A 19,584-nucleotide genomic window follows, 5' to 3' on the forward strand; every position below is an offset into this window, starting at 1 on the left:
ACTCGGATGCTGCATGATCGAACGATGCTGGTCGAACTGGTGAAGGTCTCAAAGTTTCCCTCGAGCCCCTGGCTGGCCCAGATCCAGACCCCGTTCGGAGGAACAGCGGTCCGCTGGTGCGGTGACCCGGCTGCGAAGCCTGGCAAGTACCACGTTGAGTGGACAGTCGATGAGGACATCACCTGGGGGCGGAACGCGAAACCGGCTGTCGGCGTCGGACCGGGAGTCCGACCTGGCGGGCACTGCGTTGTCCTGCGTGGCCGGCTGGACCTCACCGTGGACGGCGCCGCCGTGCTGGACTTCGATGGCTCGCAGATTCTGCTGGACCTTGCCGATCCGCTGCCCGAGGGTGTTGCCGGCACGTGGGTCGAGCTCGTCATAGAGCGCGAGAAGATCGCTCTCTACCCGTACGAACTCTGACCAGAGGTCACTCCTTGGCCGCCGCCCACTCCACCAAGCGGGTCTCGTCAATGCGGTCGGACAGATAGATCATGGTGGCCTCGGGGTCCATGCCGAACGCGGCGGCGACGAGCTTGGGGTCCATGGTGTTGACCAGGTCGAGCAGTCGAGTGCAGCGGATCATGCGCGGTGGGACGCCGCAGGCGTCGAGGACGTGACTGACATAGGCGGTGGACGCCGGCCCCCGGCCGGACTTCGTCTGGCGGGTGACCATCACATGCGGGTTCTCAGTCTTCTGCCCTTCGCGGTGGGCCAGGCAGCGTTCCACTGCCGCCCAAGACGGCGGATCCAAAGGAACTGGATGCGGACGGTCGCCGAGCCGAGCGGTCCGGGCGCGAAAGTCGAGGTCAACGGCCTGGAGCATTTTGACCTCGCGGCTTGAGGCGCCGTGCAACAGGGCGAGCATGCCCAGCAGGGCCTCGTGCGGGTGGACGGCTGGATCCGTTGTCCAGCAGCGGAACAGCAGACGTTGCCGGTCAAGCGTCAGCGTCGTGCCGGTGAAGCCACTCGGTCCTCGGGCGGTCAGACCACGGGCGGGATCGACGAGGACGATCTTCCGGGATCGCGCGAAGCGGAAGAACTGTCCGAGCACGACCAGCCGACGCTTTCGGGCCTTGGGCGAGCCGGCTAGGAAGCGCTCTACCGGCTCCGCGCGGCCCAGGGGAGCCTCGGGCTGCGGAAGAAGTACGGGGACCAGCGGTTGGAAGCGGCCTGCCGCAAGGCGATCGCGGTCGGTGACCCCTCCTACCGCACCATCAAGGGCATCCTGATCGCAGGAACCGAGACCGACCCCGAGCCGGAGACCGGCGACGCCGGGGCGGCTGCCTTCCGCCACGACCCCGAGGGCCTGTTCGCCGCGAGCATCCCCTCCCAGATCTCCGGCGAGCCCGAGGGCACCCCGGGCCGCGCTGACGCCGACGACGCCGAGGAGGCTGTTCGATGAGCGTGATGGACACCGCCCTGCGCGAGTCGCTGAAGGCGCTTCGGCCGTCGGGGATGCTGGAGACCCTGGATGCGCGGCTGATGCAGGCCCACGGCGGTGAACTCGGCCACCTGGACTTCCTGCAGGTCCTCTGCCAGAACGAGATCACCCGCCGCGAGACCGTTGCTTTCCAACGGCGCTTGCAGAAGGCGAAGTTCGAGCAGCCGGTCACGCTGGAGGAGTTCGACTTCGCCGCTTCCCCGAAGCTGCCCGCGGCCCAGATACGCGACCTGGCCGCCCTGCGCTGGCTCCATGCCGGCGAGTCGGTGATCTTGTTCGGGCCGGTGGGCGTCGGCAAGACACACGTCGCCCAGGCCCTGGGCCACCTCGCGGTTCGCCAGGGCGCGAATGTCCGCTTCACGAAGACCAGCCGGGTCCTGGCCGAGCTCGCCGGCGGCCACGCGGACCGCACCTGGGACAAGCGCATGCGAGAGCTGGTCCGACCCGACGTCCTCATCCTGAACGACTTCGCCATGCGGCAGCTGAGCGCGGCCCAGGCAGACGACCTCTACGAACTGGTCTCCGGGCGGCAGGGACGCTCGCTGATCATCACCAGCAACCGGGCTCCCAGCGACTGGTATCCCCTCTTCCCCAATCCCGTCGTCGCCGAGTCGCTGCTGGACCGGCTGATCAACACCAGTCACCAGGTCATCATGAACGGGCCCAGCTACCGCCCGAACAAGCGCCCCAGGAATCCCACCGAGAAACCTCCGGCTCTCTGACCAGCGCCACGGACTGCTGAGCTGACCGCTGCCCGCAGCCCCGCGGTTCCGGCCCCGTCGGCCCACGTGGATGATGGCGCGGTGACGAACATCAGCGACGCCCATGTGAAGGTCTACTTCCGGATGGAGGTCGACGAGGACGGCTGGCCGCCGGCAAGCGTCGAGAGCCTGTGGGCAGTGGACCTGGGCGATGGAACGGTACGTCTCGACAACACGCCCTGGTTTGTCCGTGGCGTCGCGAGCGGCGATGTCATCCGAGTGAGCGTCGATGATGAAGGCCTGCGCTGGGCCGGGGAGACCGTACAGGCCTCGGAGAACTGCACTATCCGGTTGATCGTGCTGAAGGACGGCGGCTCGGCAGACCGTGTTGGGGACCTTCCACCGGCTTGACACGACCGGCGAGGGCATCGAGCAGTTCGGGATGGTCGCGCTGGACGTCCCATCGGACGCGGACATCCAGCGGATCCGAACGCTGTTGGAGCACGGCGACGCGAAAGGTTGGTGGCACTGGGAAGAAGGATGTGTCACTGCCGCATGGGGAACCAGTGAAGGCGCGGAGGACGACTGAGCGCCTGCGGGACGCCTTCAGGTCACCGGCCAGACGCAAGAGGGTGGGGAATGGTCTGGCGTTTGACCTGGGGAACTGGCTGACCGTCGACAGGTTGGCGACAGCCTCGGTGACGACCCACGGATCGGCCCGGATCTCGCCCTCGGGCATCTTGTCGCCGGCAGCGTCGCGGACACCTTTCCAGTGTCCGCCGCGCAGGAGGACCAGGCTGTGGGCGTGGTCTCGTTCGACGCAGCCGCGTTCAAGGCTGAGGACTACTGGCGGGAGGGGTTATTCCGATCGTGAACTATTCCCTCGATTGATCTCGGGTTTGGTGCGGCAGGGGGCTCGGTTCTCTCCGGTCGCTACGACCCATGCCGCCCACGTCCTCCTCCCCGTTGCTGACCGCACCGCCTTCGTCGGCCGCCGATGCGGACGGTCGCAAGGCTCTGGCCGCAGTTCCGTGAAAACCAGGATGACCTCACCCATCGTGATGCCGAATACTCACACCATGCAGGCCTTCCACATGAACCCGGATCAGCTCGAAGCACCCGTGCAGCTCTTGCACGATGCTGGCACCGCGTGGCTGCTCCGGAAGAACGAGTCGATCTTCGCGCTGTGCGTCGGCTGCTGAAGGACCATGCCGCGACCGTCGTACTCGGAGAGAGCGGCGGGACCCGCCCCCGCCTTGTCGCCGATGGCGAGCGCCCGATGCTCTGGGACAAGGTCAAGGACGACTACAAGGAGCCCGGCGGAAGCCGGACGGCCGGACGCTACTGCGCACACGAGTTCCGTACGGATGCCGACCGCCACATGCTCTACCTGGAAGAGCACTGCTAACAGCGGGACGCGTCATGCCCGTACGAGGATCCGAATCCCCACCCGGCTTTGAGTCGGCTCGCCCTTCGACCAGCCGTCAGAGCTGACCGCTGATCTGCTGAGAGAGCCCCTCAAAGAACTCCTGAAGACCGGCCGCAGCAAGGTCGAACTGATCGAACCACGAAGCGGTGGTCGACCTCCAGACCCGCCCAGAGCCTGCCAGTGCGAACAGATGGCCTCCCCCGTCGCTGGCGAATACTAGGGCAGGCTCTCCCCCATCGATCTGGACGGCCCCGTAATCGCGGAAGTGCTCCGCGACCAGCGAGGCCGGATGGACGAAGTAGCCGTTCTCCACATCGGGCAAGGAGACCTCAGCGATCACCAAGTACATCGTGGTCAGGTCCGAGGGAATCGGCGTCAGCTCCACAAGCGCGTCGGTGGCCTGATGGCTCGCCGCCGAAGCGTGCACCACCACGTTGCTGCCCGGCTCGAAGCCATGCCGTGCCTGGAACGACTCCATCAGCTTCGCGAGCGCCGCGTCCGCCCGCCCACACCAGCCGCGAAGCCACTCGGCATCAAGCCGTTCGTCAGCCACGGGCACTCCCCCTTGCTTCCGCCGGGGACCCGCCCACGCGCGTGTCCGGAAGAACCTACAGGAACGTTCACACAGATCCGGTCAGAGCCAGATTCAGGCAGCGTCATCACCCTGAACGCTCCGACGGGTCTCAGGCCCGCGGGGGTGCCAACCACCGTTCTGCGCGGCCCTGCTTGTCGGAGTCTCCAGAGCGGCGAGCATGTGCCAGCAGCCGGGCACGCAGCGGTTCGGGCAGGCCGGCGACATCCCGCTTCTGGTGCGGGCGGGTCTTCCAGCCCACCAGATGCCGCACGGCCCCGGCTTCGTGTCGCTCCTCGGCTCGCGGGTCGGCCAGCCCGGCGAGCAGTTCGGCGATCGGCACCCTGCCGAGCAGTTCGCCAGGCACACCCTCGTGGACGGGGTAACCGGAGCAGCGCCCGCTGCCGGAGCCGTGCCATTCGAGCAGGGCCAGCGCCCGCTCCACTGGGTCGGGGAACGTCGCCTGCAGTCGGCCCGTGAGTTCTGCAAGCAGTTCGGGGGAGGGCCTGCCGCCGGTGCGGGAGAGGTCGAGGATCCGGTCGGCGGTCCCCTCCAATCCGTCGGGCATCGCGGCCAGCCAGCTGCGTTCGTCTTCGGATCTTTCCTCCGCTCGCTGTCGGTCGGCTTCGAACTGCTGCATGGGGCCGGGCATGCCGTGGCCGTCCAGCCACGCCAGGAGCAGGCGGCCGTCGGCGAGGACGGCGTCGCTCTCCCACAGCCCCCACCTCAGCGTCGCCCCGTGGTGCAGGACGACGACTGCGAGCCGCTCACCGGCCCAGTCGAACAACTCGAAGCGGACGTCCCCGCCGCACATGCAGTGGAACCCGGGCAGCGATTCCACCGCCATAGCTCTCCTCAGCTGGTCCGACTCCGCCGGATCGGAGAGATCCACCCGGAACTTTCCGTCCGCCTCGAATCCGCTCACCGAGCTCACCTGGGCCATGTGCGCCTGCTGCAGCACGCTGTCCAGCGCCGTCGTCTCGTCCATCAACCGCTTCCTCCTCGCCCGGGCCGCAGGTGCGCAGCCCGCCAGATTCCGCCGCAGTTCAGGATGCCTCGCAACCCGGTTCTCCTGGGCTCGCACTTCAGTTCGCACGCCGACGGGCGGATCCTTGCGGGGTGAAGATGAAGCCGTCCGTGAACAGGGTGCCGCCGTCCCGGAAGGCCCAGAGGACGGGTTCGGCGTGGACGGAGGCCGACGATGAACTTGGCTCAGGGGCGAAGCTGTTCCAGAGGTGGAAGCAGAGCAGGGTGTCGTCGCGTTGATCGGTCGCGTAGGCCAGCGTCTTGGGGTAGTTGGGGTTGTTTCCCCCGAAGAGTACCGAGGGCGGCCCGAACGCCGTGACGATGTCGCTGAGAAGGCGGTCCTTGCGGCACCAGGTCTCGCTGACGCGACGGATCTCTTGGTGCTCAGCCGAGGTGAGGGTCCGGTCGAGTTGCAGCCATCCCTGGCGGTGTGCGATCTCGGCGTAGACCGAGGCCACTGCGCCCTCGTGTGCATCACCCCAGAGATCTTGAAAGGCTCCGCGCACGCCAGTGGAGGAGGATCCTCGGCGGGTTTGCAGGTCCTTCAGTTCTTGCTGCCACTCCTGCTCGGAGGCCTCCGCGAACGCCACCGCGTCGAGGTAGAGCCTGATCGCGGTCTCACCGCCGTACATTCCCGGGCGGCGCAGGGCGCCGTTCAGGTGCGTGACCAGGTAGTCGAGCATTTCTTGGGCTGTGCGCCTGTCGTTGCGTCCGGTCGGGTCGGTCATCGTTTGCCTTCCTGTTGGTCCTCGGCGCGTGCTGCGAGGTACTCGGCCCAGTCGCGTCGGGCGTAGGTGACCCAGCGGATCGCGGTGTGGCGGTGCATGCCGGTCAGGTCGGCGAGGATGGGGCTGGGGAGGTCGGCGGCGAGCGCGGCGAGGGCGGAGTTGCGGGCCGCGCGGACCGAGATTCCGTGGCGGTTGAGCTTCTGCGTCATGGCGTGGGTCGAGATGGGCTTCCCTGGGACCAGGCCCGGGAACAGCAGCCGGGGGCCCGGGGTGGCCTGGGAACAGGGATCGTGAGCCGGGCAGGGGCTCTTCCGCCAGCTGGTGCAGCGGACCGGCCAGTCGCGGGGGCAGCAGCACGGGGTGACGGCCGAGCATCGGGTGGGTGTGCTTGCCGCCGCGCTGTCGATGGTTGGGCGTCAGATGGCAGAGCCGCTCAGTGGACGGTCCGAAGAGCAGGGTGATCGCGCCGGCTGCTCGGACGTCCAGGGGCACGGTGTCGCGCTCCGGCGGGTTGGAGACCTCCGTGGCTGCGTCGCGCAGCCCAGCGGGTGCGGCATGGAGCCAACGCAGCCGGCGCCGGGCCCCCTCGGCCTCTTGCACGGCCAGCCCCACCTGAACCTCTCGCGATCCGGTCAGGCCTCGCTCCGCCAGCCACTCGGTGAGTGCCGGACCGTCCTGAAGGTCGGCATCGCAGTCACCGATTCCACGAAGACCGGATTGGTGGTGCAGTGTCCAGCAGGCGATCAGCTCGCCCTTGACGTCGTGAACCATGATCGTCGGCCAGCCGTCGCACAGGCACCGGTCGCCGGTACCGCCGTCCACAATGGCCAGCACTTGGGCCAGGTCTGTGATCTCAGCACCGGTCACGACGATCCGCGCCACGTCGGCGGAGTCCGCCTCGTCAGGAGATCCCTCGGCGATCACGACGTGCCCGGCACGGTTCAGTAACTGCGGAGGCGCGCTGTCGTCGGAGCGCCCTCATCCATGCCTATCGTTGCTTCGTAGATCACGTCCGCGAGGATATCGGCGCTGATCCGGGGCCGCCGACCGTTTTCGACGGACCCGAACAAGTCGGTCTCCCGCCGTGCAGGTTCTCAACTCCGATGTCATGCGAGTGACCGCGTGACCAGCCGCTCAGAGCCGTTCTCAAGCGGATGACATGGCTCCGGATTCTCGGTGCTGTGACAGATCCTCGCGATGGCGGTGCTGTCTCTCGATGCGGTCATCCGATGCTCGCAGGGCGGGTGAGGTCAGGTGCAGGCTGCGGTTGTCGCGCCCGGCGAGCATGTGGTCGAGCCAGCGCTCGTACCAGGCCAGGAAGTCCATGGCTGATGAGACGTTGGGGCCCCAGAAGCCGTCGGCGTTTCCGGTGACGACGCGGCCTGCCAGGGGACCTGTGATACCAAGAAGCACCAGGTCGGAGCACCCCGCCTCGATGATGTGCAGGAAGAGGTCGCTCCGGTGCGGCGGGCCGGCGGAGAACCTGAAACCCCGAGGGCGACCGGGCTCGCCGCGGGGGTCCATCGTGAACAGCCGGCATGACTGCAACGGCAGCAGACCGTACCAGGGCGATGCTCCACCCCCGCCCAGCCTGGTCAGGAAGCTGCGGTAGGGGTCGGGCAGTTCGATGTGATGGTCGGCCTCGAGCTCGGCGACCTTCGCGGCCGGCAACGGGGGTTCGAGGTGGAACCCGTGCTTCTCTTCACCGAAGGAGTAGCTTCGCAGCTCGGCATAGGGCACCTTGGCGAGCTTGCGTCGGATGCGGGCGATCCGGGAGTCCATGTGAACTCTTCTCTAGTCCTCCTCAAACTACCCGCCGTGGACGGCTGTCCCGTCCAATCCGAGTTGGCAACGAATGAGGCTCTGACCAGTAGGGCTGCCAGGTGGCGTGGGAACGGGCTCCGACGCTTTCCTCGGCCGAGTTGGTTCTTGCGGAACCGGATCTCACACAGTGGGAACTGTACAGGGATCCGGAACTGTCCCGCCCCATCGACGTCTGCGCCGATCACCGGCGATCCGAGTGCGGGCGATCGCCTCGCCATGGAAGAGGAGCTCAGGTCCCCGGGGCGAGGAACTGGCGGGCGCCGCGGAGCCTGGTCCCGAGCCGCTGCTGGGTAGCCCGGCTGTCAAGGCGGACGTCGAGTGCTCCAGGGAGCGCAGTGTCGGCCCGCAGGCCGGTGGGGAGTCGGGCGGCGTCGAGCCCGTCGCGCCGGGCGATGAGGGTGCCGAGTTCGTGGCGGCTCACGGCATCGGATCCTGCCAGGTGGTGCACGCCGGACAGGTCGCTCGACGCGAGTTCCAGCAGGGCGGCGGCCAGGTCGGCGACGTGTACGGGGCAGCGGATGTCGTCGGTGAACAGAGCACCGGTACGGATGCCTGCCACGAGGTCGTGCACCGCGCGTACGTGTTCCGATCGCCAGTCGCCGACGATCAGGGAGGTTCTGGCGACGGCGGCGCCCGGGTGCACGAGGCGGACGCCGGTCTCCGCCGCGGCCTTCGCAGCGCCGTAGGGGGTGAGCGGGTCGGGGAGGCAGGATTCGTCGTAGTGGACGTGGGCACCGGAGAACACGGCGTCGCTCGATACGTGGACCAGGCGGCTGCCGTGCTTCGCCGCAGTCATCGCCAGGCGGACCGGGCCCTCGGCCGTGACCTTCCAATCGGGTCCGCCGCTCGTCGCGTTGACGACCACACGAGGTTTCACCTTGGCCATGACAGCCTCGATGCGGTCAGAGTCTCGCAGGTCGAGGGCGTGCCACGAGACCTTCGGAGTGCTACCGGGCCGGCTGGCGAAGGTCGCAGCCGTCGTACGGCCCGCCGCTGCCGCTTGGAGGACCAGCTCGGCACCCAGGAATCCACTGCCTCCGACGATCAGGATAGTCATGGTGCGACACAGTAGAGGAGGTGCCGCTCACGCGTTGATCAGACTCCACTGAGACGGGTCAGGGGCATCAGCGCGGCGGGTGGATCAGTGGGAATCCGACAGCTCCGATGAGATTGAGTGAGAGCTGGCCAACTGCAGTGTGACAGGACAACAGCGACTCTCGATCCCGCGTCAGATCGGCCAGCCGGATGACATCGCGACTGAGAAACGGACACGGGATTTTGAGGACCTGCACGCCGTGAGACCCCCGTGCGTCGGCAGCCGGGGCAGGCGTAGCAGCCGAGGAAGAACATCGCCTGCGGCGCGGCGACGCCGTCCCGGGACTTGGCAGGTTCCCGCATTTCCTTTATCGTCACCCTGACATTAATCAAGGAGGGGGCATGTTGCTCGACTGGACCGAACTGCTGGGCTTCGCCACCGGTGCGGCGTGTGTCGCCCTGACCGTCCGGGCCAGCGTCTGGAACTTCCCGGTGGGCATCGCCAACAACGTGTTCTTCCTGGTGCTCTTCGCCGGCGCCCGGCTGTACGCCGACGCCGCGCTGCAGATCGTCTTCCTGGCGCTCGGCGTACACGGCTGGTGGCAGTGGCTGCGCGGCGGCGAGCGCCGCGGCCGGCGGGAGATCCGCTCCGCCGGGCCGCGCACCGTCGCGCTGACGGTGGCCCTGCTGGTCCCGGTGACCGCGGCTCTGACCCTGGTCCTGGCCCGCGCCGGTGACAGCGCGCCGTTCTGGGACGCGCTCACCACCGCGCTCTCGCTGGCCGCGCAGTGGCTGCTGAACACCAAGCGGATCGAGACCTGGTGGTTCTGGATCGCCGCCGACCTGGTCTACGTGCCGTTGTACCTCGCCAAGGACCTGTATCTGACCGGCGCGGTGTACGTGCTGTTCCTCGTGATGTGCCTGGCCGGCCTGCGGGCCTGGCAGCGGGAGCGGGCCCACCTCGGCCGAGCGGCGGTGGCGGTGTGACCGGCTTCCGGCACGGTCTGGTGATCGGCAAGTTCTACCCGCCGCACGCCGGCCACCACTTCCTGATCCGCAGTGCCGCGGACGCCTGTGAGCGGGTCACCGTGGTCGTGATGGCCGCCGACGTGGAGTCGATACCGCTGGCCGCTCGGGTGGCGTGGATCCGCGAGGCGTGGGCCGCCGAGCCGCGGGTGCGGGTGGTCGGCACGGTGGACAACCTGGAAGTCGACTACAACAGCGAGGAGATCTGGGCCGGGCACGTCGCCCTGATGCGGGACGCGGTCGGCGAGCGTCCGGTCGACGCGGTGTTCAGCTCCGAGCCGTACGGGGTCGAACTGGCCCGCCGGTTCGGCGCTGCGCCGGTGGTGCTCGACCGGGCCCGGGACACCTTCCCGGTGTCCGGGACGAAGGTGCGGGCCGACCCGGTCGCGCACTGGGCCGACCTGGAACCGCCGGTCCGGGCCTGGCTCACCCGCCGGGTCGTGGTGCTGGGCGCCGAGTCCACCGGAACGACCACGCTCTCCCGCGACCTCGCCGAGGCGCTGTGGGTCCGTGGCGGGCCGCACGGCCGGACCGGCTGGGTGCCCGAGTACGGGCGGGAACTGACGGTGGCCAAGCTCGCCGTGGCCCGCGCGCTCGCCCCGGCCGGCAAAGCCGGGCCGACCGTCTTCGACCTGGAGTGGGGAGACCCGGACTTCGCCCTGGTGGCCCGGCGCCAGACCGAGTCGGAGGACCGGGCGGCCCGCTCCGGCGGGCCAGTGCTGGTCTGCGACACCGACGCGCTCGCCACGACCGTCTGGCAGGAGCGGTACGTCGGCACGGTCACCCCCGAGGTGCGGGAGCTGGCCGCGGCGATGCCCGCGCGGGCCCTCTACCTGCTCACCTCGGAGGTCGGGGTGGCGTTCGAGGACGACGGCCTGCGCGACGGCGAGCACCTGCGGGCCTGGATGAACGGGCGCTTCCGCGAAGTGCTGGCCGCCCAGCCGGTGCCCTGGATCGAGCTGACCGGCAGCCGGGAGCAGCGCCTCGACACCGCCCTGGCCGCGGTCGACGCCCTGCTTGCCGAGGGCCAGGGCCTCGCGGATCCCCTCGGCTGAGAGGCGCGCCCCTGTTGTGGCTTGCCTCTGCCGCACGAGGGGGGCGCGCCAGGTCCGGTGGAAGGCGGCGAAGCGGCCCTCGCCAGCGGGCAGAGAGGTGGGGGTGCGTCCTCGACCACCCGGCCCTGGTCCGTCACCAGGACCCGATCGGCGATCTCCATGGCGGAGAGCCGGTGGGCGATGATCACCGAGGTGCGGCCGGCCGGCACGGTGCGCTGCACCGCCTCCTCGCCGGGTACGTCCAGTGAGGAGGCGGCCTGGACCCCGGGCCGGTCGGCCATGTAGGTGCAGGGGTAGCCGACTGCGGGCGGCAGCCACCGCGCGACGTCCTCGTCTGCCTTCGACCGGTCGGACGTGGCGGACACTGCGATCAGTGCCGGACGCTCGTCCAGGTCTTCGGTGCAGGCCTGGCGCTCGGAGACCGTCCGTTCCGCCGCTCCGACCGGCAGCGAGCGTCGCTCCGAACGGGCGCTGTTCTTCCGGCGGGTTGGCCCTCGCCGAGGCTGATCGGGTGGGGCACAGACGGCGTGAGCGCTGGACCGAAAGGGCTTGGCACGGGGGCCACACATCGACGATGATCACCTCATGACCACCAGAAAGGGCCATGCCTTCTAGCCGTCCCGCCTCGCTCTCCACCGCTCGCGCACCGCCGCCGCTCACCGCAGCGCCCGAACGCCGTGACCGCCCACCCAGGAGAGCCCGCCCGTGCAGAAGACTGCCCTCGTTCCCTACGCCCACCTCCCCCGAGCGCACCACGCCCACCACGTCCTGACCAGCACCGTCGACGTCTTCGGCACCGCCCACTGGCTGCTTGCCGACCGCGCTCCGCAGCCCGGCGGCGATGCCCTGCCCTTCGATGCGCTGGTCGTCTCCGTCCATCCGGGCAGCAACGTCGAACTCACCGAGCTGAGCGCCGTGCGTGCCCGCTGGCCGCACCTGGACCGCCTGCCCGACGGCGGGTTCGTCGTCGCAGCATCCCGCGCCCACCGGTACGAGGACGCGGACCAGGTCCAGGTCTTCGACGCGCTCGGCCGCGAGGCCTCCTCCTTCTCCGTCGGGGACGCCATCGAGCACCTGCTCGTGGACGAGGCCGGCCACATCTGGGTCGGGCACTTCGACGAGAACCCGGCCGGAATCCGCCGCTGGAGCCCCACGGGCCACATCTACTGGACGTCCGACGGCGCAAGCATCCCTGGCCTCTTCGACTGCTACGCCCTGAACGTGTCGGGCACCACCGCCTGGGCGTGCACGTACACCGACTTCCCGCTCGTCGAGATACGCCCCGACCGGCCCGTGAGGGTGTGGGCGAACCAGGTACGAGGCGCCAAGGCAGTGGCCATTCACGGCGAGCGGGTCGCCTTCTACGGCGGCTACGGCGAAGAGGTGGACCGGCTCATCCACGGAGAGCTCACCGAAGCATCCGTCGAGCCAACGGACGTCGGCCTGCTCACCCTGCCCGACGGCCACCTGCCCGGCCGCCGACGAGCCGTCAGTCGGGGAAGCAGGATCTACGTCCAGGCCGAGCCGTTCACCGCGTGGGACGTGGTTGACCTCAGCAGCTGAGCCCCCGAGAGGAGTTGCCGCAGCGCGTGCCAGCAAGGATCCGGACAGTCTTCGACGCGCAAGCGCCCGACGCTGCCCACCGCTGTCGAACCGCCCGTCGTTGCGGATCCGGTGCAACTCCCGGTTCGCCACTTGCCGGTGATCCCGTCACCGACCGGACCGCCCACTGCTCTTCGGCATCAGCGGCTCGATCCGCTCCCACTGGGCACTGGTCGGATCACCCCGGTCCTGCGAGTCCCGGTTCTTCTCCGAGCGCCAGGCCCCGCCCGAAGTGGTACGCGAACGAGGCGTGTTCGCCGTCGTCGACGCACACCGCGAGATTGGGCCGCTCACCTGAACCCGCTACGTTTTTGGGGGCAGGGCGAGCGTCGGCAGGTGTTCGGCGGTCAGAACAGCGACGAGTTCGCGGCGGTTGCGCACGCCCGTTTTGTGGAGGATCGCGGTGACGTGCTGCTGGATGGTGGGCACCGTCAGGTGGAGCAGTGCGGCGATGTCCTTGGTGCTGCTGCCGCGCACCGCGTGCAGGGCGACCTGGCGTTCGCGCGGGGACAGGCCGTGCGCGAGGATCGCCACCGGCAGGCGGTGCAGGGGCGAGGCCGGCGAGATGACGACGGCGACTTCGTCGCCCCCACCGTCCAGCGGGGACGCGTGCAGCGCGAACCACTGGCCGTCCGGAGTGCACATCCTCACCTCCGAGGTGCCGGTTTCCCGCGCGGCCCGGCAGGCGACCGTGAGGAAGCAGGTCGGCACGGCGCAGACGCGGGAGATGGGTTCGGCCAGTCGCCGGATCAGCTCGCGGGCCCCCGCGTCGGCCGAGCGCAGCCGCCCCCGCGCGTCCAGGATCGCGACGGTCGGCGGGCGGCCGGCCGGCCCGGACGGGTCGGCGCTCTGCAGGCAGGGGTCGGTACGTGCCCTGCGCAGCGTCCTCAGATGGGCGCCGCGCAGGGCGGCACCGATCGGGGCGGTGATGCGTTCGGCCGGCCGCAGTGCCGGCCCCTGGACGGGGCCGCACCGGCGGCGGTGTTCGAGGCGGTGGAGGCCGGGGCTCTGCTGCCGCTGCCCGACAAGCCGTTCGTGCTGGCCCGCTGGTCCACGGCCACCGTCGGGCCGGACATCCACATCAAGGTCGGCCGCACCCTCTACTCGGTGCTCTGGAAGCTGATCGGCCGCAAGGTCGATGTCCGTTCGACCGCGACCATGGTCCAGGTCTTCCACGAGGGCGATCTGGTCAAGACCCACGCCGCCCTGGAGCAGGGCAAGCGCACGGACAAGAACGACTATCCGCCGGAGAAGATCGCGTTCCAGATGAAGACGCCGATCTGGTGCCGAACCCAGGCGTCCGAGGTCGGCGACGCCTGCCGCGAGGTGATCGACCAGCTTCTGGAGGTCGGCGCGCTCTACCGGCTCCGCGCTGCCCAGGGGGTCCTCGGGCTGCGGAAGAAGTACGGCGATCAGCGGCTTGAGGCCGCCTGCACCAAGGCGATCACGGTTGGGGATCCGTCCTACCGCACGATCAAGGGCATCCTGATCGCCGGCACCGAGACCGACCCCGAGCCGGAGACCGAGCCGGAGACCGGGGCCGCCGGGGCGGCGGCCTTCCTGTACGGGCCCCAGGGCCTGTTCCCCGCCACGATCCCCATGCAGACGGCAGACGAACTCCGCGACGACCAGGGCCGCGGCGACGCCGAGGAGACCGTGCGATGAGCGTGATGGACACCGCCCTGCGAGAGTCGTTGAAGGCGCTTCGCCTGTCCGGCATGCTGAAAACCCTCGACGCCCGGCTGGCTCAGGTCCACGGCGGCGAACTCGGGCACCTGGACTTCCTCCAGGTCCTCTGCCAGGACGAGATCACCCGCCGCGAGACGGTCGCCTTCCAACGGCGCCTGCAGAAGGCGAAGTTCGAGCAGCAGGTCACCCTGGAGGAGTTCGACTTCGGCGCTTCCCCGAAGCTGCCCGCGGCCCAGATCCGCGACCTGGCCACCCTGCGCTGGCTCCATGCCGGTGAGTCGGTCATCCTGTTCGGTCCGGTCGGGGTCGGGAAGACACACGTCGCCCAGGCCCTGGGTCACCTCGCGATCCGCCTGGGCGCGAACGTCCGTTTCACCAAGACCAGCCGTGTCCTGGCCGAGCTGGCCGGCGGCCACGCGGACCGCACCTGGGACAGGCGGATGCGCGAGCTGGTTCGCCCCGAAGTCCTCATCCTCGACGACTTCGCAATGCGCCAGCTCACCGCGGCCCAGGCCGACGACCTCTATGAGCTGGTCAGCGAACGCCAGGGCCGTTCCCTGATCATCACCAGCAACTGGGCGCCCAGCGACTGGTATCCGCTGTTCCCGAACCCCGTCGTCGCCGAGTCGCTCCTGGACCGACTGATCAATACCAGCCATCAGGTCATCATGAACGGCCCCAGATACCGGCCGAACAAGCGTCCCCGGAACCCCACCGAGAAGCCTCCGACCACCTGACCGCCGCCACGGGGTGCTGGAGTATTCGCTTCCCGCAGCCCCGTGGTTCCGGCCCTGCTTGTCCACGTGGATGATGGCGCGGTGACGAACATCAGCGACGCCCACGTCAAGGTCCACTTCCGGATGGAGGTGGACGAGGACGGCTGGCCGCCCGCGAGCGTCGAGAGCCTGTGGGCAGTGGACCTCGGCGACGGAACGGTGCGTCTCGACAACACCCCATGGTTCGTCCGTGGGGTCGCGAGCGGCGATGTCATCCGCGTGGACGTCGATGACGACGGCCTGCGCTGGGCCGGGGAGACAGTTCACGCCTCGGAGAACTGCACCATCCGGTTGATCGTGCTGAAGGACGGAGGCTCAGCCGCGGCCCGACAGACCGTGCTGGAGACCTTTCACCGGCTCGGCACCACCGGCGAGGGCATCGAACAGTTCCGGATGGTCGCGCTGGACATACCGCCGGAAGCGGACATCGAGCGGATCCGCAAGCTGTTGGAACACGGCGACGCGAAGGGTTGGTGGCACTGGGAAGAAGGATGTGTCACTGCCGCCTGGAGGGCCAGCGCAGGCAGCAAGGACGATTGACCCCGCCAGGACGGTTCGGGTCAACGACCGGACACGAGAGGGTGGGGAATTGTCTGGCGTTTGGCATGGGGAATTGGCTGACCGTCGACAGTAGGTATGCATGTTGTTGACGGTGAGGTCGTGGCCCGCCTGGACCGCGTCGCGCCGACGGTGGTGTTCTCGACCGGTTGTCCACCTCGGCGTGCTCGACGCGGCTGCCCACGCCGACCGCCGAGTGGGAGACGTCGTGGCCCGCACCGACGGACCCCTCGCCCGGCACCTCGACCCGGACCGAGGACGACGTCCCCGTACCGGCCGTGCTCACCGAAGGCGGGTACGGGGACGCCTCGCAGGTGCTGCCCGGCGCGGGGACTACGGGACCGCCCTGCGCCCGTGGCTCCGGTTCGAGCTCGTTCCCGTCCGTACGGGCGTGGTCGGTCGCGCCGGCCGGGTCGCCGGTGCCGGGGGCTCCGGCGTCCTCGCCGGACTTCTTGCGCCAGGGCCAGGGTGCTGGGGTCATGACCGGCTCCCGTCCGCCGCATCGTCGCCGGGCAAGGGTGCCGGTGCAGTGCCTGTGGCCTGGAGGGCGCGGGACCGGAAGTCGGCGGCGGCCTCGGGTTGCCCGTCGGCGTCCAGCACCGCCGCGGCGAGCCCGTACGCCTCGGCCAGGACCGGCCCGTACGTCGCCGGATCGTCGGACAGGTACGGACCGACCGTCCCGACCGCCTCCGCAGCGTCCCGCCACGCCCCGGCCGTGTCGCCGGGGAGCAGAGCACGCCCCCGCAGAGTCAACACGGTGGCCAGGCCGCGCGCGGGACATCACGGTGTCCGGGTGCCGAGGGCCGAGGACACGGGCCCGATCCTCCGCAACGGAACGCGACAGGGCGAAGGCGTCGTCGGTGCGTCCCGCCTGCTGGTAGGAGGCGGCGAGGTTGCCACGAGGAGCGAGGGACCTGCCCGAGCTCTACCGCACCTTCCTGACCGCCCTGGGCGGGGCCGGAGCCTCGCCCTTCTACGGCCTGCTGCCGTTGCAGTCGTGCCGGCTGTTCACGATGGATCCCCAGGGCGAGCCCGGCCGCCCCCGAGGGTTCACGTTCGCCGCCGGACCGCCCCACCGAGGCGACCTGTTCCTGCACATCATCGAGGCGGGGTGCAGCGACCTGGTGCTCATCGGTATCACCGGCCCCTTGGCCGGCCGGGTCGTCACCGGGAACGCCGACGGGTTCTGGGGCCCCAACGTCTCGTCGGCCGCCGACTTCCTGGCCTGGTACGAACGCTGGCTCGACCACATGCTCGACGGCCGCGACAACCGCGACCTGGACCTGACCTCACCCGCCCTGCGAGCGCCGACCGACCGCATCCTGCGGCAGCACCGCGATCGCAAGGACCTGTCACGGCCCTGAGGAGCGGACTCGGCAGTGCCAGGTCACAGCGGGCTGATCCTGGTCAGGTGTACGAGGTGGACTTCGGTGTCGATGAGGCTCGACCAGGCCGCGTCCGTGGGGGGACCGGGAGCCGGCGCGAGTCGCCGACGCTGCTCTCGGGCAGCCAGGGGTTCTCGGCGACCGCGGCCGCGGGCCGACCGTCCAGCAACGACGACCTGGCCAGATGGATTGTCAGCCGCCCGAAAACGCTCACGTAGACCGATCAGCTCGGACTCAAGGCCCTACTGGCCAACTGCCCTGACCATGACACCCTCACCGGCCACGTCCGGTCCTTCGCCCAGATGCTCACCGAACGCCAGGGCGAACGACTCCCTGAATGGCTCGACGCCGTCCGCCAGGACGACCTGCCCAGTCTCCACACCCTCGCTGCGGGCATCGACCGCCACCGCGACGCCGTGATCCCCAGCCTCACCCTGCCCTGGACCTCAGGTGTGGTCGACGGACACGCCAACCGGATCATTCTGTGGAATCAGCCCTGTCGAGCAGCGGTCGTCAGCCAGTGGCTGTCATGGTCTGCTGAGTGGCCGCCACTCGGGCAGCGGCCTCTTCGACCTGACGTCGGCCGGATTCGCCTCGGCTCCATATGAACGCGCGCCAACGACGTGGCGCGTCGCTGCTCCAGTTCCGGAACTCCTCGACCGCGACGTTGTCGGACAGCCGCCATCGGACGGTGCTGCCCGATGCTTCGGGGATGTCGGTGAGGCCGTCGAGTTGCTCGGCGAGTGCGAAGCTGTCGACGTCGGCGGCGGTGCGGTCCCAGGTCGAGACCGTGTCGGTGAGAGCGTGGGATTCGATGAGAGCCGGGACGGACGGGGCGATTTCGAGGAACGCGCCACCTCCATCGCCCGCTCCGACTCGTCCGTCCGTGTGCACCAGGTAGCGCATTGGGGAGGACACACGTTCCCCGAACCAATCGAAGTGCCAGCCGTCGGCGGCGCTGGTCCACATGCTCTGGCCCAGGTCGTAGTGCCAGTCGCGAAGCACCTCGCGGCGTTCGCCCTCGACGGTGCAGCTGCTTCGCACTTGGTAACGGAGTCCGCCGTACTTCTGCTCGATTCCCTCCCGGCGGATCACGAGCATCATGGGCGTTGGAATCAACCGGCCGTAGCGGTCCCGGATCCGCAGGAACTCGGTGGAGAGCCGAGATTCCTGCCGATCGTCGCGCCGACCGGTTCGTTCAAGCAGACTCTTCGCACGCGAGGAAAGACCGGTGAGGTCGTCCAGGATGTGCATCCTGCATCTCTTTTTCCAAGACAGGGGCATGGATTCGCAGGACCGCACGATACCCGGTCGAGGCGGTTCGGTGCAGTGCGAACCCCAGTGGCCGTGACCGTCGTGGGTTCAGTATCGACCTCCCGGACCGCACTCTCGGGGACGGGCGGTCTCTTCGCGTAGTACTGGGTGGATTGCGGTGAGCGGTGTCCGAGCCGGGCCTGCAGTTCAATCCTCGAAGAAGCCTCTCCCGTTCATCAGCACCGGGGGGCTGATCGCTCTCCACGGTGAAGCTGAGATCAGATCCGATTCCGACGATCAACCTGCTCGGCGCGGAGCGGAGCCGATAGCCGCGTCCCGGGTGGCGTGCAGGGAGGCAAGGACCTGGAGGCGGTCCGCATCCGCGGTTCCGGGTTCGGCGGTGAAGACCAGGAGGACGGGGCCGGGGGTGCCGGGCAGGGGGTAGGTGTGCCAGTCCAGGGTGATTCCGCCGACCCCGGGGTGCTGGAACAGGGTCGTCCCGTGGACGTTGCCCCGCACGTCGTGCCGGGCCCACAGTCGCCGGAAAGCGGCGCTGTGGATGCTCGGCACCCGCGCCGGCGGTCGCCGCTGGATCGGACAGGCACAATCCAGATACAGGTCTATACCAGCGTCATCTGTCTCATCATCAGAAAATTTCCATCGCACGGCTGTTGGCGAACCATAAGGCGTGGTCATCGCAGCCGGACGGCCGCTCAGAATTCCTGGCGGTGACTCCCGCGCCTCTGCTTTGATGGCGCCCATGAGCGACGAAACACTCCGCCGGATCGCGATCCTGCTGTTCCCGGACGTCGAGGAACTGGACGCCGTCGGCCCGTGGGAGGTGCTCTCCTACTGGACGCGCAAGTTCCCCGAGGACGGCTGGCGCGTCGACTGCATCTCGCGGGACGGGGCTCCGGCGCAGTGCGCGAAGGGCCTCACGATCCTGCCGCACTTCTCGCGGGACGCGATGCCGCCCGTCGACGTCTTCCTGCACCCCGGCGGGCAGGGTACCCGGCCGCTGATGGAGGACGAGGACCACCTCGCCTGGGTGCGCAAGCTCTCCGCGGAGGCGGCATTGACCACCAGCGTCTGCACCGGGGCGCTGGTATTCGCCAAGGCGGGTCTGCTGCGCGGCCGCGCGGTCACCACCCACCGGACGTCCCTCGACCTGCTCGCCGAGCTGGAGCCCACGGCCGAGGTCCGCCGGGACTCCCGCTTCGTCGACGACGGCGACCTCATCACCTCGGCCGGCATCTCCGCCGGGATCGACATGGCACTGCACCTCGTGGCGCGGCTGCACTCGGTCGAGCGGGCCCGCCAGGTGCGCCGCGGCATCCAGTACGACCCCGAGCCGCCGGTGTAGCCGGCGACGGCCGCCGCGCGGCGTCCCCCGCACGGCACTGGCCGGATGCCGGACGGATGTCCTGTTCGCCGTGCTGCGAGACAGCACCGTACGAATCCCGGCCTGCGGCCACGACGCGGGC

General features: G+C 69.2%; 26 protein-coding genes and 2 pseudogenes. 16 read left to right on the forward strand and 12 right to left on the reverse strand.

Going from position 1 to position 19,584, the window contains the following annotated elements; all coding sequences use genetic code 11:
- The first annotated feature begins 24 nt into the window (after positions 1-24).
- A complete protein-coding gene (locus BI06_RS39785; RefSeq protein WP_233290489.1) occupies positions 25-420 on the forward strand; it encodes a hypothetical protein in 396 nt (131 codons plus the stop codon).
- A 7-nt stretch (positions 421-427) separates the two neighbouring features.
- On the opposite strand, the gene BI06_RS54345 is transcribed toward BI06_RS39785, so the two are convergent.
- A complete protein-coding gene (locus BI06_RS54345) occupies positions 428-1,051 on the reverse strand; it encodes a hypothetical protein (RefSeq protein ID WP_233290490.1) in 624 nt (207 codons plus the stop codon).
- 42 nt (positions 1,052-1,093) lie between these two features.
- Here BI06_RS54345 and BI06_RS52685 point away from each other — a divergent pair.
- From BI06_RS52685 to BI06_RS54925, 6 genes and pseudogenes are all read left to right on the forward strand, one after another.
- Positions 1,094-1,402 (forward strand): annotated as a pseudogene (locus tag BI06_RS52685) (hypothetical protein); the annotation flags it as partial.
- Positions 1,399-2,163: an IS21-like element helper ATPase IstB gene (gene istB, locus BI06_RS39795; RefSeq protein WP_043476710.1), complete on the forward strand. Its 765-nt coding sequence runs from the start codon at positions 1,399-1,401 to the stop codon at positions 2,161-2,163. The pseudogene BI06_RS52685 and the gene istB (BI06_RS39795), both read left to right, overlap by 4 nt.
- Before the next feature lie 81 nt (positions 2,164-2,244).
- A complete protein-coding gene (locus BI06_RS54910; RefSeq protein WP_043476713.1) occupies positions 2,245-2,553 on the forward strand; it encodes a DUF4265 domain-containing protein in 309 nt (102 codons plus the stop codon).
- Complete coding sequence (locus BI06_RS54915) at positions 2,528-2,731, forward strand: DUF4265 domain-containing protein (RefSeq protein WP_043476716.1); 204 nt, start codon at positions 2,528-2,530, stop codon at positions 2,729-2,731. The genes BI06_RS54910 and BI06_RS54915 overlap by 26 nt, the downstream gene beginning before the upstream one ends.
- A 490-nt stretch (positions 2,732-3,221) precedes the next feature.
- A complete protein-coding gene (locus tag BI06_RS54920; RefSeq protein WP_255360318.1) occupies positions 3,222-3,344 on the forward strand; it encodes a hypothetical protein in 123 nt (40 codons plus the stop codon).
- A gap of 77 nt (positions 3,345-3,421) precedes the next feature.
- Positions 3,422-3,550 (forward strand): hypothetical protein, encoded by a 129-nt coding sequence (locus BI06_RS54925; RefSeq protein ID WP_255360319.1) that lies wholly within the window; start codon positions 3,422-3,424, stop codon positions 3,548-3,550.
- 76 nt (positions 3,551-3,626) lie between these two features.
- Here the strand turns inward: BI06_RS54925 and BI06_RS39815 are convergent, their stop codons facing one another.
- The 4 genes from BI06_RS39815 to BI06_RS39830 all read right to left on the reverse strand — a co-directional run bounded on the left by BI06_RS39815 (position 3,627) and on the right by BI06_RS39830 (position 6,105).
- Positions 3,627-4,124, reverse strand: coding sequence for a hypothetical protein (locus BI06_RS39815; protein WP_233290491.1), 498 nt, complete (start codon positions 4,122-4,124; stop codon positions 3,627-3,629).
- Between the two features lie 130 nt (positions 4,125-4,254).
- Entirely contained in the window at positions 4,255-5,130 is an 876-nt protein-coding gene (locus BI06_RS39820; RefSeq protein ID WP_043476721.1) for a hypothetical protein, read from the reverse strand.
- Positions 5,131-5,227: 97 nt separating this feature from the next.
- Entirely contained in the window at positions 5,228-5,896 is a 669-nt protein-coding gene (locus tag BI06_RS39825) for a hypothetical protein (RefSeq protein ID WP_043476724.1), read from the reverse strand.
- Positions 5,893-6,105: a hypothetical protein gene (locus BI06_RS39830; RefSeq protein WP_051742841.1), complete on the reverse strand. Its 213-nt coding sequence runs from the start codon at positions 6,103-6,105 to the stop codon at positions 5,893-5,895. Before BI06_RS39830 ends, BI06_RS39825 begins: the two co-directional genes overlap by 4 nt.
- A 151-nt stretch (positions 6,106-6,256) precedes the next feature.
- Here BI06_RS39830 and BI06_RS39835 point away from each other — a divergent pair, with 151 nt between their 5' ends.
- Positions 6,257-6,844 carry a hypothetical protein gene (locus BI06_RS39835; protein WP_149030633.1) on the forward strand — a complete coding sequence of 196 codons (588 nt, stop codon included), beginning with the start codon at positions 6,257-6,259 and terminating at the stop codon, positions 6,842-6,844.
- Between the two features lie 198 nt (positions 6,845-7,042).
- Here BI06_RS39835 and BI06_RS39840 read toward each other — a convergent pair whose 3' ends face one another.
- Both BI06_RS39840 and BI06_RS39845 read right to left on the reverse strand, forming a co-directional pair.
- Entirely contained in the window at positions 7,043-7,678 is a 636-nt protein-coding gene (locus BI06_RS39840; protein ID WP_063795129.1) for an SMI1/KNR4 family protein, read from the reverse strand.
- A gap of 271 nt (positions 7,679-7,949) precedes the next feature.
- Positions 7,950-8,777 carry a sugar nucleotide-binding protein gene (locus BI06_RS39845; RefSeq protein WP_043476727.1) on the reverse strand — a complete coding sequence of 276 codons (828 nt, stop codon included), beginning with the start codon at positions 8,775-8,777 and terminating at the stop codon, positions 7,950-7,952.
- A gap of 380 nt (positions 8,778-9,157) precedes the next feature.
- Here BI06_RS39845 and pnuC point away from each other — a divergent pair, with 380 nt between their 5' ends.
- Together pnuC and BI06_RS39855 are read left to right on the forward strand one after the other, a co-directional pair.
- Positions 9,158-9,742 carry a nicotinamide riboside transporter PnuC gene (gene pnuC / locus BI06_RS39850; protein ID WP_051742843.1) on the forward strand — a complete coding sequence of 195 codons (585 nt, stop codon included), beginning with the start codon at positions 9,158-9,160 and terminating at the stop codon, positions 9,740-9,742.
- Positions 9,739-10,836 (forward strand): AAA family ATPase, encoded by a 1,098-nt coding sequence (locus tag BI06_RS39855; protein ID WP_043476732.1) that lies wholly within the window; start codon positions 9,739-9,741, stop codon positions 10,834-10,836. Before pnuC ends, BI06_RS39855 begins: the two co-directional genes overlap by 4 nt.
- Before the next feature lie 36 nt (positions 10,837-10,872).
- On the opposite strand, the pseudogene BI06_RS55290 reads toward BI06_RS39855, so the two are convergent.
- Positions 10,873-11,096: pseudogene (locus BI06_RS55290) on the reverse strand (ABC transporter ATP-binding protein); the annotation flags it as partial.
- Positions 11,097-11,541: 445 nt separating this feature from the next.
- Here BI06_RS55290 and BI06_RS39860 point away from each other — a divergent pair.
- On the forward strand, positions 11,542-12,399 hold the full coding sequence (locus BI06_RS39860; RefSeq protein ID WP_043476735.1) for a hypothetical protein: 858 nt from the start codon (positions 11,542-11,544) through the stop codon (positions 12,397-12,399).
- 342 nt (positions 12,400-12,741) lie between these two features.
- On the opposite strand, the gene BI06_RS39865 is transcribed toward BI06_RS39860, so the two are convergent.
- Entirely contained in the window at positions 12,742-13,083 is a 342-nt protein-coding gene (locus tag BI06_RS39865; protein WP_149030634.1) for a response regulator transcription factor, read from the reverse strand.
- A gap of 246 nt (positions 13,084-13,329) precedes the next feature.
- Here BI06_RS39865 and BI06_RS39870 point away from each other — a divergent pair, with 246 nt between their 5' ends.
- The 3 genes from BI06_RS39870 to BI06_RS39880 all read left to right on the forward strand — a co-directional run bounded on the left by BI06_RS39870 (position 13,330) and on the right by BI06_RS39880 (position 15,443).
- Positions 13,330-14,103 (forward strand): hypothetical protein, encoded by a 774-nt coding sequence (locus tag BI06_RS39870; protein WP_233290492.1) that lies wholly within the window; start codon positions 13,330-13,332, stop codon positions 14,101-14,103.
- Positions 14,100-14,864: an IS21-like element helper ATPase IstB gene (gene istB, locus BI06_RS39875; RefSeq protein WP_043476738.1), complete on the forward strand. Its 765-nt coding sequence runs from the start codon at positions 14,100-14,102 to the stop codon at positions 14,862-14,864. Before BI06_RS39870 ends, istB (BI06_RS39875) begins: the two co-directional genes overlap by 4 nt.
- An 81-nt stretch (positions 14,865-14,945) precedes the next feature.
- Positions 14,946-15,443, forward strand: a complete 498-nt coding sequence (locus tag BI06_RS39880; RefSeq protein ID WP_043476860.1) for a DUF4265 domain-containing protein — start codon at positions 14,946-14,948, stop codon at positions 15,441-15,443.
- Positions 15,444-15,938: 495 nt separating this feature from the next.
- Here BI06_RS39880 and BI06_RS54350 read toward each other — a convergent pair whose 3' ends face one another.
- Complete coding sequence (locus tag BI06_RS54350) at positions 15,939-16,217, reverse strand: hypothetical protein (protein ID WP_043476741.1); 279 nt, start codon at positions 16,215-16,217, stop codon at positions 15,939-15,941.
- A gap of 137 nt (positions 16,218-16,354) precedes the next feature.
- Between BI06_RS54350 and BI06_RS39890 the strand changes: the two genes are divergently transcribed.
- The gene (locus tag BI06_RS39890; protein WP_199523434.1) at positions 16,355-16,825 is read left to right on the forward strand and encodes an SMI1/KNR4 family protein; all 471 of its coding nucleotides are present in this window, start codon (positions 16,355-16,357) and stop codon (positions 16,823-16,825) included.
- Between the two features lie 534 nt (positions 16,826-17,359).
- Here BI06_RS39890 and BI06_RS39895 read toward each other — a convergent pair.
- Complete coding sequence (locus BI06_RS39895) at positions 17,360-18,100, reverse strand: hypothetical protein (protein WP_043476743.1); 741 nt, start codon at positions 18,098-18,100, stop codon at positions 17,360-17,362.
- A 297-nt stretch (positions 18,101-18,397) separates the two neighbouring features.
- Positions 18,398-18,670, reverse strand: coding sequence for a hypothetical protein (locus BI06_RS54355; protein WP_043476748.1), 273 nt, complete (start codon positions 18,668-18,670; stop codon positions 18,398-18,400).
- Between the two features lie 190 nt (positions 18,671-18,860).
- Between BI06_RS54355 and BI06_RS39905 the strand changes: the two genes are divergently transcribed.
- Complete coding sequence (locus tag BI06_RS39905) at positions 18,861-19,463, forward strand: DJ-1/PfpI family protein (RefSeq protein ID WP_043476751.1); 603 nt, start codon at positions 18,861-18,863, stop codon at positions 19,461-19,463.
- Positions 19,464-19,584 lie beyond the last annotated feature (121 nt).

The organism is Kitasatospora sp. MBT66 (assembly GCF_000710405.2).
Classification (GTDB): Bacteria; Actinomycetota; Actinomycetes; order Streptomycetales; family Streptomycetaceae; genus Kitasatospora; species Kitasatospora purpeofusca.